General features: G+C 58.6%; 13 protein-coding genes. 6 read left to right on the top strand and 7 right to left on the bottom strand.

Going from position 1 to position 15599, the window contains the following annotated elements; all coding sequences use genetic code 11:
- Window positions 1-7: 7 nt before the first annotated feature.
- The 4 genes from crcB to ACZ3HH_RS02725 all read right to left on the bottom strand — a co-directional run bounded on the left by crcB (window position 8) and on the right by ACZ3HH_RS02725 (window position 4975).
- Window positions 8-382, bottom strand: a complete 375-nt coding sequence (crcB, locus tag ACZ3HH_RS02710; protein ID WP_465802648.1) for a fluoride efflux transporter CrcB — start codon at window positions 380-382, stop codon at window positions 8-10.
- Window positions 382-1704 (bottom strand): replication-associated recombination protein A, encoded by a 1323-nt coding sequence (locus tag ACZ3HH_RS02715; protein ID WP_460145366.1) that lies wholly within the window; start codon window positions 1702-1704, stop codon window positions 382-384. Before ACZ3HH_RS02715 ends, crcB begins: the two co-directional genes overlap by 1 nt.
- 173 nt (window positions 1705-1877) lie before the next feature.
- The gene (lolA, locus tag ACZ3HH_RS02720; protein WP_007904916.1) at window positions 1878-2501 is read right to left on the bottom strand and encodes an outer membrane lipoprotein periplasmic chaperone LolA; all 624 of its coding nucleotides are present in this window, start codon (window positions 2499-2501) and stop codon (window positions 1878-1880) included.
- Window positions 2502-2569: 68 nt separating this feature from the next.
- Complete coding sequence (locus ACZ3HH_RS02725; RefSeq protein ID WP_367374948.1) at window positions 2570-4975, bottom strand: DNA translocase FtsK; 2406 nt, start codon at window positions 4973-4975, stop codon at window positions 2570-2572.
- 306 nt (window positions 4976-5281) lie between these two features.
- Here ACZ3HH_RS02725 and trxB point away from each other — a divergent pair, with 306 nt between their 5' ends.
- From trxB to infA, 4 genes are all read left to right on the top strand, one after another.
- Window positions 5282-6241, top strand: coding sequence for a thioredoxin-disulfide reductase (trxB, locus tag ACZ3HH_RS02730; protein WP_367374947.1), 960 nt, complete (start codon window positions 5282-5284; stop codon window positions 6239-6241).
- Between the two features lie 68 nt (window positions 6242-6309).
- A complete protein-coding gene (gene aat, locus ACZ3HH_RS02735; RefSeq protein WP_201060921.1) occupies window positions 6310-6990 on the top strand; it encodes a leucyl/phenylalanyl-tRNA--protein transferase in 681 nt (226 codons plus the stop codon).
- Between the two features lie 88 nt (window positions 6991-7078).
- Complete coding sequence (locus tag ACZ3HH_RS02740) at window positions 7079-7786, top strand: arginyltransferase (RefSeq protein ID WP_465802649.1); 708 nt, start codon at window positions 7079-7081, stop codon at window positions 7784-7786.
- A 100-nt stretch (window positions 7787-7886) separates the two neighbouring features.
- Window positions 7887-8105, top strand: a complete 219-nt coding sequence (gene infA / locus ACZ3HH_RS02745) for a translation initiation factor IF-1 (protein WP_002553999.1) — start codon at window positions 7887-7889, stop codon at window positions 8103-8105.
- 231 nt (window positions 8106-8336) lie between these two features.
- Here infA and clpA read toward each other — a convergent pair whose 3' ends face one another.
- Both clpA and clpS read right to left on the bottom strand, forming a co-directional pair.
- Complete coding sequence (gene clpA, locus ACZ3HH_RS02750) at window positions 8337-10607, bottom strand: ATP-dependent Clp protease ATP-binding subunit ClpA (RefSeq protein ID WP_038982525.1); 2271 nt, start codon at window positions 10605-10607, stop codon at window positions 8337-8339.
- A gap of 30 nt (window positions 10608-10637) precedes the next feature.
- Window positions 10638-11021 (bottom strand): ATP-dependent Clp protease adapter ClpS, encoded by a 384-nt coding sequence (gene clpS / locus ACZ3HH_RS02755; RefSeq protein WP_038982524.1) that lies wholly within the window; start codon window positions 11019-11021, stop codon window positions 10638-10640.
- Window positions 11022-11245: 224 nt separating this feature from the next.
- Between clpS and ACZ3HH_RS02760 the strand changes: the two genes are divergently transcribed.
- Window positions 11246-11527, top strand: a complete 282-nt coding sequence (locus ACZ3HH_RS02760; protein WP_465802650.1) for a cold shock domain-containing protein — start codon at window positions 11246-11248, stop codon at window positions 11525-11527.
- Window positions 11528-11586: 59 nt separating this feature from the next.
- Here ACZ3HH_RS02760 and icd read toward each other — a convergent pair whose 3' ends face one another.
- Window positions 11587-12843, bottom strand: coding sequence for an NADP-dependent isocitrate dehydrogenase (icd, locus tag ACZ3HH_RS02765; protein ID WP_123358348.1), 1257 nt, complete (start codon window positions 12841-12843; stop codon window positions 11587-11589).
- 493 nt (window positions 12844-13336) lie between these two features.
- Between icd and ACZ3HH_RS02770 the strand changes: the two genes are divergently transcribed.
- Window positions 13337-15562, top strand: coding sequence for an NADP-dependent isocitrate dehydrogenase (locus tag ACZ3HH_RS02770; protein ID WP_465802651.1), 2226 nt, complete (start codon window positions 13337-13339; stop codon window positions 15560-15562).
- Window positions 15563-15599 lie beyond the last annotated feature (37 nt).

Raw genomic sequence — 15599 nt, forward strand, 5'->3', positions numbered from 1 at the left:
CTCGTTATCAAAGTTTGGTCAAGGACAGGCCAGCCCAGGTAGCGAGCAGCCCGCCGAATACGCTGATGGCCGCATAGCCCAGGGCCAGCGGCACTTGCCCGGTTTCCAGCAGGCGCACCGTATCCAGTGAAAAGGATGAAAAAGTCGTCAGCCCCCCGAGGAAGCCGACCATCAACCCGGCGCGTACCGCAAACGATACCTCCGGGCGAATCAAAAACAGGCCGTATAGAACGCCGATCAATAAACAGCCCACGATATTAACGGCCAGCGTCGCGGTATAGAAGTGCCGCGGCCAATTCGCGTTGATCCAGTTACCGGTGGCGAAGCGCAATAGCGTACCGGCGACACCGCCGACAGAAACGGCAACGATCAATGGAATCACTATTTTCTCCTCTGTCGGGGGCTTAGACGATCAAGCTGCGCGAGGTGGTTAAGCTTTTCGCCGATTTTCAGCTCCAGGCCACGGGGCACTGGTTGATAAAAGCGTTGCGGTTCGAGCTCGTCCGGGAAGTAGTCTTCGCCAGCGGCGTAGGCATCCGGTTCATCGTGGGCATAGCGGTATTCGTCGCCATAACCCAATTGCTTCATCAACTTGGTCGGCGCGTTGCGCAAGTGCAGCGGCACTTCGAGCGAACCGTGTTCGGTGGCGCTGCGCATCGCGGCTTTGAAGCCCATGTACACCGCATTGCTTTTCGGCGCGCAGGCCAGATAGGTAATGGCCTGGGCCACCGCCAACTCACCTTCGGGGCTGCCGAGGCGCTCCTGCACTTCCCACGCCGCCAAGCACAGGCTCAGGGCGCGAGGGTCGGCGTTACCAATGTCTTCGCTGGCCATGCGCACCACGCGCCGAGCCAGGTACAGCGGGTCGCAACCGCCGTCGATCATCCGCGCAAACCAATACAGCGCGCCATCGGGATTGGAACCGCGCACCGATTTATGCAGCGCGGAGATCTGGTCGTAGAAGGCTTCGCCGCCCTTGTCGAAGCGTCGACGGGTATCACCGAGCAGGCTTTGCAGCAGATCGACGCCGATTTCGCTGTTGTCTTCGGCCAGGTCCGAGGCGTTTTCCAGCAGGTTGAGCAGGCGCCGGCCATCGCCATCGGCCGCGGACAACAGCATCTGGAAACCTTCATCGCTGAGGGTCAGTTGCCGCTTGCCCAACCCACGCTCTTCGCTCAATGCGCGATGCACCAGCTTGCGCAGGGCCGCTTCGTCGAGGCTTTTGAGCACATAGACGCGAGCCCGGGACAGGAGCGCGTTATTGAGTTCGAACGAGGGGTTTTCGGTGGTGGCGCCGATGAAAATCAGCGTGCCGTCTTCAACGTACGGAAGGAACGCATCCTGCTGGGACTTGTTGAAGCGATGCACTTCATCGACGAACAGGATGGTGCGTTTACCGTACTGCCCGGCCTGTTGCTTGGCGACTTCCACCGCCTGGCGGATTTCCTTCACGCCGGCCAGTACCGCCGAAACCGTTTCAAAATGCGCATCGGAGACTTCCGCGAGCAGCCGCGCCAACGTGGTTTTACCCACCCCCGGCGGCCCCCAGAAAATCATCGAATGCAGGGCACCCTGCTCCAGCGCTTCGCGCAAAGGCTTGCCGCGAGCGAGCAGGTGTTCCTGACCGACGTACTCGTCCAGATTGGTCGCGCGCAGGCGTGCGGCCAAAGGCTGAGCGATCGGGGCACTGCGAAACAGGTCCATCACGTGCGGTTGAAACCTCGCTTTATTACGCAGTTCTCAAGTCTGGCGAAATCCTGTGGCGAGGGAGCTTGCTCCCGCTGGACTGCGCAGCAGTCCCATTTTTGGGGGCGCTTCGCGCCCCAGCGGGAGCAAGCTCCCTCGCCACACAAGCCCACTCCCACAGGTCCTGCGTTTTATTCCTGGATCACGTCGGCACCCTTGGGGATGTCGAACTTGAACTTGGACGCAGGAATCGGCTCGTTGGCTTTCACGCCAGTAAACAGGATATTGGTGCGCTGACCGACGCTATCAATCAGCTGCATGTCATTGACCAGACCGTTGCGGAACGACAGACGCAGGCTGTCGAACAGGGTGTCTTTGGTTTTCGGCTTCAAGGTGAAGTCGATCACACCACCGGCTTCCTTGGCGCTGATGTCGAAGCTCTGGCTGATCTTGGACACGTCACCGGACAACAGCAGTGCCGGAGTCTGGGTCAGACGCTGGTCGAGGGTCTTGATGGTGACCTGCTCCAGGTCCGGATCCCACAAAGAAACCTTCTTGCCGTCGGACACCATCAGCTGCTCTTGCGGCGCATCGGTGTGCCAGTAGAACAGGCCCGGGCGCTGCAAGGACATTTGACCGGCGGTTTCCTGCAACTGGGTGCCGCTGCCATCGAGGGTCAGCTGGGAGAAACGCGCGGTCAGGGTCTGGGATTTTTCCAGCAGTTGAGTCAGACGCGCCACGTCCTTGTCATCGGCGTGGGCCGAGAGCGTGGTCAAAGCCAGTACCGGCAGCAACAGCATGCGGATAAGACGCATGGGAGTCCTCATAAACATTCGTGGGAGTGCGGGCGGCGTCTCAAGACACCGCCCCTTTCAAAACCGGATCAGTCGCGCACCGGGCCAGGGGCCAGGACTTCACGCGAACCGTTGGTGTTCATGGACGTCACGACCCCGGCCATTTCCATGGCTTCGATCATGCGCGCCGCGCGGTTGTAGCCGATTTTCAGCTTGCGCTGAACCGCGGAGATGGACGCGCGACGGCTTTCCAGTACGAATTGCACCGCTTCGTCGTAGAGCGCATCGGTTTCGGCATCATCGTCACCGCCACCGCCGCCGTTTTCAAAGCCACTACCGGCCTCTTCGACACCGGCGAGGATGTCATCGTTGTATTCCGGTGCGCCGCGCAGTTTCCAGGCTTCAACCACCCGGTGAACCTCGTCGTCGGACACGAATGCGCCGTGAACACGAATCGGCAGACTGGTGCCCGGCGGCATGTACAACATATCACCGTGGCCCAGCAGTTGTTCGGCGCCGCCCTGGTCGATGATGGTCCGCGAATCGATCTTGCTCGATACCTGGAACGCCATACGGGTCGGAATGTTCGCCTTGATCAGACCGGTGATCACGTCCACCGACGGACGCTGGGTCGCGAGGATCAAGTGGATACCGGCCGCACGAGCCTTCTGGGCGATACGGGCGATCAGTTCTTCAACCTTCTTGCCGACGATCATCATCATGTCGGCGAATTCGTCGACGACCACAACGATGGTCGGCAGTTTTTGCAGCAACGGCGCCTCGTCGTGGATGCTTTCGCGCTTGTACAGCGGATCGCTCAACGGCTCGCCGGCGTCCTGGGCTTCCTTGACCTTGGCGTTGAAGCCCGACAGGTTACGCACGCCCATCTTCGCCATCAGTTTGTAGCGCCGCTCCATCTCGGCGACGCTCCAGCGCAAGGCGTTGGCGGCGTCCTTCATGTCGGTGACCACCGGGCACAGCAGGTGCGGAATACCTTCGTAGATCGACAGCTCAAGCATTTTCGGGTCGATCATGATCAGTTTGGCGTCTTCAGGGCCGGACTTGAACAGAATCGACAGGATCATCGCGTTCACACCCACCGACTTACCGGAACCGGTCGTACCGGCTACCAGCAAGTGAGGCATTTTCGCCAGGTCGGTGATGACTGGTTTGCCGCCGATATCATGACCCAGGGCCAAGGTGACCGGGGACTTGAAGTTATCGTACTCGGGGGTCGACAAGACCTCGGAGAAGCGCACGATCTGCCGGTCTTCGTTAGGGATCTCGATACCGACCGTGGTCTTGCCCGGAATCACTTCCACGACACGCACACTGGTCACGGCCAGGGAACGGGCCAGGTCTTTCGCCAGGTTGGAGATGCGGCTGACTTTGACGCCGGCCGCAGGCTGGATTTCGTAACGGGTAATGACCGGGCCCGGATGAATCGAATCCACCGAGACTTCGACACCGAATTCCTTGAGCTTGATTTCCAGCAAGTGGCCGACGGCCGCCAGGGATTCAGGCGAATAATTGAGTTGTTTCTTTTCCGCAGGGTCGAGAATCGAGATCGGCGGCAAGGTGCCTTCCACGGCGCTGTCGACGAACAACGGCGCCTGTTTCTCTTTTTCGACGCGCTTGCTGGGCGCCGCGGGTTTGGGCGGAGCCGGGGCAATCACCGGCGGTACCTGTTTCTCGCGCTCGGACATGTGCTTGCTCAGGGCCTGCTCGCGCTCGATCAGGCGCTCCTTGACCTTGGCCTGCTCGCGTTTGTCGGTGACGGTCGGCGCGACCACGTCATGCACGCGATCGTCGACTTCACGCAGTTGAGCGACCAGTTGCTTGCGTTCCATACGGGCTGCCCACCAGCGATTGGCCGCACCCTGAAACAGTTCGAACAGATCAAGGGTGATCTTGCCGGTGACGTCCATCACCTTGAACCACGACAGGTCGGTGAACACTGTCAGGCCGAACAGGAACAGCGCGATGAACAACAACGTGCTGCCCTGGATGTTCAGCGCGTTCCTGGCCAGATCGCCGAGGCTTTCGCCCAAAGCGCCACCCGCGCCGGCCGGCAGACCGGTCGCCGCGTGGAAATGGATGTGGGCCAGCGCTGCACCCGACAGCACCAGAAACACCAGGCCGATCAGGCGCCAGGAGAACAGCCAGCCGCTCCACTGCCACGGCTCGTGGCGCTGGCGGAAGATCTGATACGCCTTGATCGCCAGCAGCAACGGGAAAATGTAGGCGAAGTAACCCAGGACCATGAACAGGATGTCGGCGCTGTAAGAGCCGGCAGGCCCGCCGAAGTTCTGCACATCGTCGATCTTGCTGTTATGGCTCCAGCCCGGATCGTCTTTGCCGTAGGTCAACAAGGCCATCATCAGGAACAGGCACAAGGCGCCGATGGCGATCAATGCACCTTCCTTGAGCCGGTAGTGCAATTGCTGGCGCCAGAGCGGGACGACTGTTTTAGGTGCTGCGGTGGATTTCTTCAAAACGCTTCTTTTCCTGCGCCCATGGCGCGTCCATCTGTTGAATGACTATAAAAACTGCCCAATCCAGGCAGGTAAAAAAGTTAACAGGCGCAACTGGGACTACTTTTAACACTGCGCCCCGGTTTTTCGAAATACGGCACGCACCGCTTTTTTGATACAAACACTGTTACAAGCGAGCATTGTACGGGTTTGTTCACCCGATGCCATGCTTGAGACCCTTGGGTGCAGCATAGTCATCAGCACAGTACGCGCGGTCCAATTTGAGCATGCATTCTCTTTTGTGACAAAGGCTTATGAGGTGTTTTTATGACTGAAGCGAAGCATTCCCGCCTGATCATTCTGGGTTCCGGCCCTGCCGGTTACAGCGCAGCCGTTTATGCCGCTCGCGCCAACCTCAAACCCGTTGTCATCACCGGCATACAGGCCGGTGGCCAGCTGACCACCACCGTCGAAGTCGACAACTGGCCCGGCGACGTCGAAGGCCTGACCGGCCCGGTACTGATGGAACGCATGCAAAAACACGCCGAACGCTTCGACACAGAGATCGTTTACGACCACATCCATACGGCCAAGTTGCAACAGCGCCCGTTCGAGCTCATCGGCGACAGCGGCACCTACACCTGCGATGCGCTGATTATCGCCACCGGCGCTTCGGCCCAATACCTGGGGCTGCCATCGGAAGAAGCCTTTGCCGGCAAAGGGGTTTCGGCCTGCGCCACTTGCGATGGTTTCTTCTACCGCAACCAGGTGGTCGCAGTGATCGGTGGAGGTAACACGGCCGTTGAAGAAGCGCTGTACCTGTCGAACATCGCCAAGGAAGTCCACCTGATTCACCGTCGCGACAAACTGCGCTCGGAGAAGATCCTCCAGGACAAACTCTTCGAAAAAGCCGCCAACGGCAATATCCGCCTGCACTGGAACCAGAATCTGGACGAAGTACTGGGCGACGCCAGCGGCGTGACCGGTGCCCGCCTGCGGCACAGCCATACGGGCGAAACCAATGAATTGCCGCTGGCCGGCGTATTCATCGCCATCGGCCACAAGCCCAACACCGACCTGTTCCAGGGCCAGCTGAAAATGCGTGACGGCTACCTGCTGGTCAAGGGTGGCAGCGAAGGCGACGCCACCGCCACCGACATCGAAGGCGTGTTCGCCGCCGGTGATGTGGCCGATCATGTTTACCGCCAGGCGGTGACGTCCGCCGGGGCCGGCTGCATGGCCGCGCTGGACGCCGAGAAGTATCTCGATGACATCCCCACCGTTTGACGGTTAACCTCCTACAAGGCGGGTTCAACGACCCGCTACCGCCCTCCCCTTCTGCAAGCCCGGATGCCATGCTGACTTGGTTACAACGCAACACCCTGACCTTCCCGCCGCTGGAAAAAGCCATGCGCGACCCCAACGGGCTGCTGGCCGCGGGTGGCGATTTGTCCGCCGATCGCCTGATTCAAGCCTATCGTCACGGCTGCTTTCCGTGGTTTTCGGAGGGCCAGCCAATTCTCTGGTGGTCGCCGGATCCGCGCACGGTTCTGTTTCCCGACGAACTGCATGTCTCCCGTAGCTTGAACAAACTGCTGCGCCAACAGCGCTATCAAGTGACCTTCGATCGGGATTTTGCCGCGGTCATCCGCGCCTGCGCCGCACCGCGCGAGTACGCTGACGGCACCTGGATCACCCAAGCGATGCAGGACGCCTACGTCGAACTGCACAGGCGTGGTTACGCCCACTCGGTGGAGGTCTGGGACGATGGCGTGCTGGTCGGCGGGCTCTACGGCTTGGCGATGGGGCAGTTGTTTTTCGGCGAGTCGATGTTCAGCCGCGCCGACAACGCCTCCAAATATGGCTTCGCCACACTGGTGCGACACCTGAAAGACTCAGGTTTTGTGCTGATCGACTGCCAGATGCCTACCGATCATCTGCACAGTTTGGGTGCCCGAGCGATTCCCCGCCGCGAATTTGCCGGCTACCTTGCGCGGCACCTGGATCACCCCAGCCGTGCCACTTGGGTTTGCTGAGCGACTTTTGCGCGCGTGGCTTACACTTAATGCGGGGAAACGAATTGAGAACGCCCCCTAATCAAAAAGCTTATCCCGAGGGTTGATCATGACCGAGTTGGCGCGTTTGAAGTTCTATGCCACTCAGCCCCACTCTTGCAGTTATCTGCCCGAGGAGCAGGCCACCACGCTGTTCCTCGACCCTAGTCAGCCCATGGATGTGCATGTCTATGCAGACCTGTCGGAAATGGGTTTTCGTCGCAGTGGCGATCATCTCTACCGGCCCCATTGCCAGCATTGCAATGCCTGCGTACCGGCGCGCATCCCTGTGGCGCAATTTACCCCCAACCGTCAGCAGAAACGCATTCTCAAACGCAACGCCGACTTGCAGGTGCGTCCGGCCAGGCCAAAGTTCAGCGAAGAGTATTTCGACCTGTATCAGCGCTACATCGAACAACGTCACGCCGATGGCGATATGTATCCGCCGAGCCGCGACCAGTTTTCGACCTTCCTGGTGCGTGACCTGCCGTTCTCCCGCTTCTACGAATTTCGTCTCGAAGGCCGACTGCTGGCAGTGGCCGTCACCGACTTGCTGCCCAACGGCTTGTCGGCGGTCTACACCTTCTACGAGCCCGGCGAGGAGCGTCGCAGCCTGGGGCGTTACGCGATTCTCTGGCAGATCGCCGAAGCCCGGCGCCTGGGGCTGGAAGCGGTCTATCTCGGCTACTGGATCAAAAACTGCAAAAAAATGAGCTACAAGACCCAATATCGCCCTATCGAACTGCTGATTAATCAGCGCTGGGTCATCCTGAGCTAGAACCCCTTGGCTTAAACCCCATTTTTCGGGCACAATGCACGCCGCTTTTGCCTGGCGCAGTTGCACCGGGCCATTCATTGGACACCGAGGGCTTTACTGCATGTCGAAAGAAGACAGCTTCGAAATGGAAGGCACTGTCGTCGACACCCTGCCCAACACCATGTTTCGTGTGGAGTTGGAAAATGGGCACGTCGTAACCGCGCATATTTCCGGCAAGATGCGCAAGAACTACATCCGTATTCTTACCGGCGACAAAGTGCGCGTCGAGCTGACGCCCTATGACTTGAGCAAAGGGCGCATTACCTACCGCGCTCGCTAATCAAGTCAATACAAAACGCCCGGCTATGCCGGGCGTTTTTGTTTGTGCGCGAGTTAGCTACCACATTTCGAGCCGTTGCACAGATCCTGTGGGAGCGGGCTTGCCCGCGATAGCGGTGGGTCTGCTTGCCTGGATGCTGAATGTGCCGCCGCCTTTGTGTTTATTGCGTGAAATCGACCAGACAGCAAAAAGGCGCCAATCGGCGCCTTTTTGCTTTGTTGCGGTTTAACGTCAGGCCATTTCAGCCGTGGTCTCGAACTCGAAGGTCAGCTCGCCGTCCTTGATGTCGATGTGTACCACACCGCCATGTTCGGCCAGTTCGCCAAAGAGGATCTCTTCGGCCAGTGGACGCTTGATCTTGTCCTGGATCAAACGCGCCATTGGACGAGCGCCCATTGCCGAGTCGTAACCACCGGCCGCCAGCCAGCTGCGAGCAGCGTCGGTGACCTCCAGCAGCACACGCTTGTCTTCCAGCTGCGCCTGAAGTTCGGTAAGGAACTTGTCCACCACGCTTTTGATGACCTCATGGCTGAGGCGACCAAACTGGATAATGGTGTCCAGACGGTTACGGAATTCCGGCGTGAAGCTCTTCTTGATCACTTCCATCGCATCGGACGAGTGGTCCTGATAGGTGAAACCGATCGAAGCACGCGCCGCGGTCTCGGCACCGGCGTTGGTCGTCATGATGACGATCACGTTACGGAAGTCCGCCTTGCGCCCGTTGTTATCGGTCAGCGTACCGTGGTCCATGACCTGCAACAGCAGGTTGAAGACTTCCGGGTGCGCCTTCTCGATTTCATCGAGCAGCAGCACGCAGTGAGGCTGCTTGGTGATGGCTTCGGTCAGCAGACCGCCCTGATCGAACCCGACGTAGCCTGGAGGCGCACCGATCAGACGCGATACGGTGTGGCGCTCCATGTACTCGGACATGTCGAAGCGAACCAGTTCGACTCCCAACGCCTTGGCCAATTGCCGCGCGGCCTCGGTTTTACCAACACCGGTCGGCCCTGCGAACAGGAACGAACCGACGGGCTTGTCAGGCGACTTGAGGCCGGCACGGGACAGTTTGATCGCGGTTGACAGCGAGTCGATCGCCGCATCCTGGCCAAATACCGTGAGTTTCAGGTCACGCTCAAGGTTACGCAGCAGCTCTTTGTCGGAACTGGTGACGTGCTTTGGCGGAATTCGCGCGATTTTCGCGACAATGTCCTCGACCTGAGGCACTTCGATGCGTTTCACGCGCTTCTCGATTGGTTGCAGACGCTGATAGGCGCCCGCCTCGTCGATGACGTCAATCGCCTTGTCCGGCATGTGCCGGTCATTGATGTAACGTGAGGCCAGTTCAGCGGCGGCGCGCAGGGCTTCATCGCTGTATTCGATGTTGTGGTGCGCTTCGAAACGCCCTTTCAGGCCACGCAGGATGCCAATGGTGTCTTCCACCGAAGGTTCCGACACATCGACCTTCTGGAAGCGCCGAGCCAGAGCACGGTCCTTCTCGAAGATCCCACGGAATTCCTGGAACGTAGTCGAACCGATGCAGCGAATATCGCCCGAAGACAGCAATGGCTTGAGCAGGTTTGAAGCATCCATGACGCCACCGGACGCAGCGCCCGCACCAATGATGGTGTGGATCTCGTCGATGAACAGGATCGCCTGCGGACGTTTTTTCAGCTCATTGAGCAACGCCTTGAAACGCTTCTCGAAATCGCCGCGGTATTTGGTCCCGGCCAGCAAGGCCCCCAGATCGAGGGAATACACCACGCTGTTGGCCAGTAGATCCGGCACCTGGTTGTCGACAATGCGTTTGGCCAGGCCTTCGGCAATCGCGGTTTTACCCACGCCCGCCTCGCCCACCAGCAGCGGATTGTTTTTGCGACGACGCGCGAGGATCTGCGCGACGCGCTCGACTTCCAGCTCACGGCCTACCAACGGATCGATACGACCCTGGCGCGCGAGTTCATTGAGGTTGCTGGCATAAGCATCCAGAGGATTGCCTGAAGAAGAAGACTCACCGCCCTCGTCGTCCTGCATATCTTGCTCACCTTCAGAGTGATCGCCATGCCCCGGAACCTTGGAAATGCCATGGGCGATGTAGTTGACGACATCGATGCGCGCAACGCTCTGCTGTTTCAGCAGAAACACTGCCTGACTCTCTTGCTCACTGAAGATTGCGACCAGCACGTTAGCGCCAGTCACTTCGCGTTTGCCCGAGCTCTGTACGTGAAAGACAGCACGTTGCAGTACACGCTGGAAGCCCAGGGTTGGCTGGGTTTCACGATCCTCGTCATGAAGAGGGATCAATGGCGTGGTGGAGTCGATGAACTCCTGCAGGTCATGCTTGAGTTTGTCGAGGTTTGCGCCGCAGGCACGCAAAACGGTGGCGGCAGCCTCATTATCCAATAGGGCCAGCAGCAGGTGCTCGACGGTCATGAATTCATGACGCTTCGAGCGAGCCTCCTTGAAGGCAAGATTGAGGGTGACTTCGAGCTCGCGGTTTAACATAGCTTCACCTCATACCCAAGTGGTCGGCGATTAACCGTCCTTCTCGATTTCACAGAGTAGCGGATGCTGGCTTTCCCTGGCGTACTGGTTGACCTGCATGGCCTTGGTCTCGGCGATGTCGCGGGTAAACACTCCACATACTGCCCGTCCTTCTGTGTGGACGGCCAGCATGACCTTGGTCGCCAGCTCGCGATTCAGGTTAAAAAACACCTCGAGCACTTCGACGACGAAATCCATCGGTGTGTAGTCATCATTGAACAAAACCACCTTGTACATCGGTGGCGCCTGTAAAGCAGGCTTAGCCTCCTGAACAGCAATGCCTGCGGAATCGTCGTCGTGTTCCTCCGGGTGATCTTTTTGGAGAGCCGGGCGATCCTGATTGAATGTTAGTCGAATCTGGCTGATTGCATGCATGGAAAGAAAGGTTCGTCAGTTGTGCAAATACAGTGGTGGGGGCGCTCATGAACGTTTTCAACTCCGACTGCCCGGTCACCTTGACTATCGGAAAATCGGTGTTACAAACAATAGAGCCCACAGTGGGTAAAAAAGGTCCGCGGAGTCAATCTATTTGCAAGATTAGACTGCGGATTAACTGGATGATACTCCAGTGATGGAGTCTGTTGCAGAGGGATATGGGTATGGCTGTCGGTAAGGTGAAATGGTTCAACAATGCCAAGGGGTTCGGTTTCATTAATACCGACGCCAGAGAAGGTCGTGACGAGGATGGCAAGGACATCGATTTCTTTGCCCACTACTCGGCCATTGACATGGACGGATACAAAACCCTCAAGGCTGGGCAAATCGTTAGGTTCGATATTGTTCAGGGCCCCAAAGGGCTGCATGCAGTAAATATCGCGTCGGCCACCTCCCCGAACGAACAGAGCGCCACTGCCACCCAGCAAGAGACAGTGTCGAGCTGACGCAGCTCGTCATCCAGTCATAAAAAAACCGCCCGAAGGCGGTTTTTTTGTCAGCTGGTTTACATGTGCGAGATCAACGCATCACCAAACGCGGAAGAGGACAGCAGTTTCGCGCCCTCCATCAGACGTTCGAAGTCATAGGTCACGGTTTTCGCGGAAATCGCGCCGTTGGTGCCTTTGATGATCAGGTCGGCCGCTTCGGTCCAGCCCATGTGACGCAGCATCATCTCGGCGGACAGGATCAACGAACCCGGGTTGACCTGGTCCTTGCCGGCATACTTCGGCGCAGTCCCGTGGGTCGCTTCGAACATGGCCACGGTGTCGGACAGGTTGGCACCCGGCGCGATACCGATACCGCCCACTTCGGCCGCCAGGGCGTCGGAGAGGTAGTCGCCGTTGAGGTTCAGGGTCGCGATCACATCGTACTCGGCCGGACGCAGCAGGATCTGCTGGAGCATGGCGTCGGCGATGGCGTCCTTGACGATGACGTTCTTGCCGGTTTTCGGGTTCTTGAACTGCATCCACGGACCGCCGTCGAGCAGGGTCGCGCCGAATTCTTCAGCGGCCACTTCGTAGGCCCATTCCTTGAAGGCACCTTCGGTGAACTTCATGATGTTGCCTTTGTGCACGATGGTCAGCGAGTCGCGGTCGTTGTCGACCACATACTGCAGAGCCTTGCGCGCCAGACGCTTGGTGCCTTCCAGGGAAACCGGCTTGATGCCGATACCGCAGTTTTCGTCGAAACGGATCTTGGTGACGCCCATTTCTTCTTTAAGGAACTTGATGACCTTGGTCGCTTCCGGCGAACCGGCTTTCCATTCGATACCGGCATAAATGTCTTCCGAGTTTTCACGGAAGATAGTCATGTCGACGTCGCCAGGCTTCTTGACCGGGCTCGGTACGCCTTCGAACCAGCGCACCGGACGCAGGCAGACATACAGGTCGAGCTGCTGACGCAGGGCCACGTTCAGCGAACGAATGCCGCCACCGACCGGCGTGGTCAGAGGGCCCTTGATGGAAACCACGTAATCTTTGACCGCGTCCAGGGTTTCCTGAGGCAGCCAGGTGTCCTGATCGTAAACCTGAGTCGCTTTCTCCCCGGCGTAGACTTCCATCCAGGAAATTTTGCGCTCGCCGCCGTAAGCCTTCTTAACAGCAGCATCGACAACCTTGATCATGACCGGGCTGATATCAACGCCAATACCATCGCCTTCAATGAAGGGGATGATCGGGTTGTTAGGAACATTGAGAGAATGGTCCGCGTTGACGGTGATTTTGTCGCCGACGGCTGGAACCTGAATCTTCTTGTATCCCATGCTGTACTCCATTGTTTGGATTGAACATCTGGCTGCGTTCGAGCGTACCCCAGTTAAATCGGCGCGCAAACCCTATGTTCCGCCCATCTGCCGCAAAGCTGCACAGTTCGCGACGTACAAGCCTGAAAGCAAAGGGAAAAGCGCCAAACTCAAGCACGGCGAATGACTCTACGCCCCACACCGGCCTGCGACCTTTAGACCAATGGACGAAAAACGTTGCCTATGAACCATCGGCAGATTGCCAGCTACCTATGTATAATGCCGCCGCTGACCACAGAGTCACGACGGCCGACCGCTCTATCACAAGACGTTGGGCCCGAATAAGCCGGATTGCTACCGCAGTCCACCCGCTTGACGCTCGACTGATGCACCCAACATCACCGCGAAGAAACCTCGACATTCGGCTCATGGATGACTTTGAACGAACGCGCTTACCCGGCGCCCCTCGAGTTTCTGCGCACGCTTTAGCAAAGAAGAGAGAGTTAATCCGAATATGCCCACCCGCTCGAAGATCATCTATACCTTCACCGACGAAGCCCCAGCCCTCGCCACCTATTCACTGTTGCCTATCGTAGAGGCTTTCACCGCCTCGGCTGATATCGCCGTTGAAACCCGCGATATCTCTCTTGCAGGGCGCATTCTGGCCAGCTTCCCCGAGCAATTGGGTGACAAAGCCGTAGCCGACCACCTCGCCGAACTGGGCGACCTGGCCGTTACGCCTGAAGCCAACATCATCAAGCTGCCGAACATCAGTGCTTCGGTTCCGCAACTGCAGGCCGCGATCAAAGAGCTGCAAGCCCAGGGCTTCGCACTGCCGGACTACCCGGAAACCGTGACCAGCGATGCCGACAAGCTCGCCAAGTCGCGTTACGACAAGATCAAGGGCAGCGCCGTGAACCCGGTTCTGCGCGAAGGCAACTCCGATCGTCGTGCACCGCTGTCGGTCAAGAACTACGCGCGCAAGCACCCGCACAAAATGGGCGCATGGGCCAAAGACTCCAAGTCCCACGTCGCTCACATGAGCACCGGCGATTTCTACGGCAGCGAAAAAGCCGCCCTGATCGACGCCGCTGACGCCGTAAAAATCGAACTGATCGCTCAAGACGGCACCACCACCGTCCTGAAAGAAAAAACCACCGTGCAAGCCGGTGAGATCCTCGATTGCGCCGTTCTGAGCAAAAAAGCGCTGCGCAGCTTCATCGCAGCCGAGATCGAAGACGCCAAAGCCAAAGGCGTGTTGCTGTCGGTTCACCTGAAAGCCACCATGATGAAGGTCTCCGACCCGATCATGTTCGGCCAGATCGTTGCCGAGTTCTATAAAGACGCACTGGCCAAGCACGCTGACGTGCTGGCACAGATCGGCTTCAACCTGAACAACGGCATCGGCGACCTGTACGCTCGTATCAAAGCCCTGCCGGCTGAGCAACAAGCGCAGATCGAAGCGGACATCCAGGCGGTCTACGCCGTTCGTCCGTCGTTGGCCATGGTCAACTCCGACAAAGGCATCACCAACCTGCACGTGCCGAGCGACGTCATCGTCGACGCCTCGATGCCGGCGATGATCCGTGACTCCGGCAAAATGTGGGGTACTGACGGCCAGCTGCACGACACCAAGGCTGTGATCCCGGATCGCTGCTACGCCACCATCTACCAGGCAGTGATCGAAGACTGCAAGGCTAACGGCGCTTTTGATCCAACCACCATGGGCAGCGTGCCGAACGTTGGCCTGATGGCGAAAAAAGCCGAAGAGTACGGCTCCCACGACAAGACTTTCCAGATCAAGGCAAACGGCGTAGTTCGGGTTTCCGACGGCGCTGGCCGCACTCTGCTGGAACAGTCGGTTGAAGCCGGCGACATCTTCCGCATGTGCCAGACCAAAGACGCACCGATCCAGGATTGGGTCAAACTGGCCGTCAACCGTGCCCGTGCAAGCGCAACGCCGGCCATTTTCTGGCTGGACCCAATGCGCGCCCACGACGGCGTAGTGATCGAGAAAGTTCAGGCGTACCTGAAGGATCACGATACTTCCGGCCTGGACATCCGCATCATGTCGCCTGTCGACGCGATGAAGTTCACCCTGGACCGCACTCGCGAAGGCAAGGACACCATTTCGGTGACCGGCAACGTATTGCGCGACTACCTGACCGACCTGTTCCCGATCATGGAACTGGGCACCAGCGCCAAGATGCTGTCGATCGTTCCGCTGATGAACGGCGGTGGTCTGTTTGAAACCGGCGCTGGCGGTTCGGCACCGAAGCACGTTCAGCAACTGCTGGAAGAGAACTTCCTGCGCTGGGATTCCCTGGGCGAGTTCCTGGCCCTGGCCGCTTCCCTTGAGCACTTGGGTGTCACCTACAACAACCCTAAAGCGCTGGTGCTGGCCAAGACCCTGGATCAGGCCACTGGCCAGTTCCTGGATAACAACAAGTCGCCATCGCGCAAAGTCGGCAACATCGACAACCGCGGCAGCCACTTCTACCTGGCGCTGTACTGGGCTCAAGCCCTGGCCGCCCAGACCGAAGACACTGCACTGCAAGCGCAGTTCGGCGAACTGGCCAAAACCCTGACCGAGAACGAAGCGACCATCGTTGCCGAGCTCAACGCCGTTCAGGGCAAGCCAGTGGACATCGGCGGTTACTACCACGCCAATGCCGAGCTGATCAGCAAGGCCATGCGCCCGAGCAACACCTTCAACGCCGCGATCGCTGCGCTGGTTTAAGGTTGTAAGGGAACATCACAACCCCCGGCCATGTGCC

This window comes from Pseudomonas sp. PME37.24/025 (assembly GCF_055556615.1).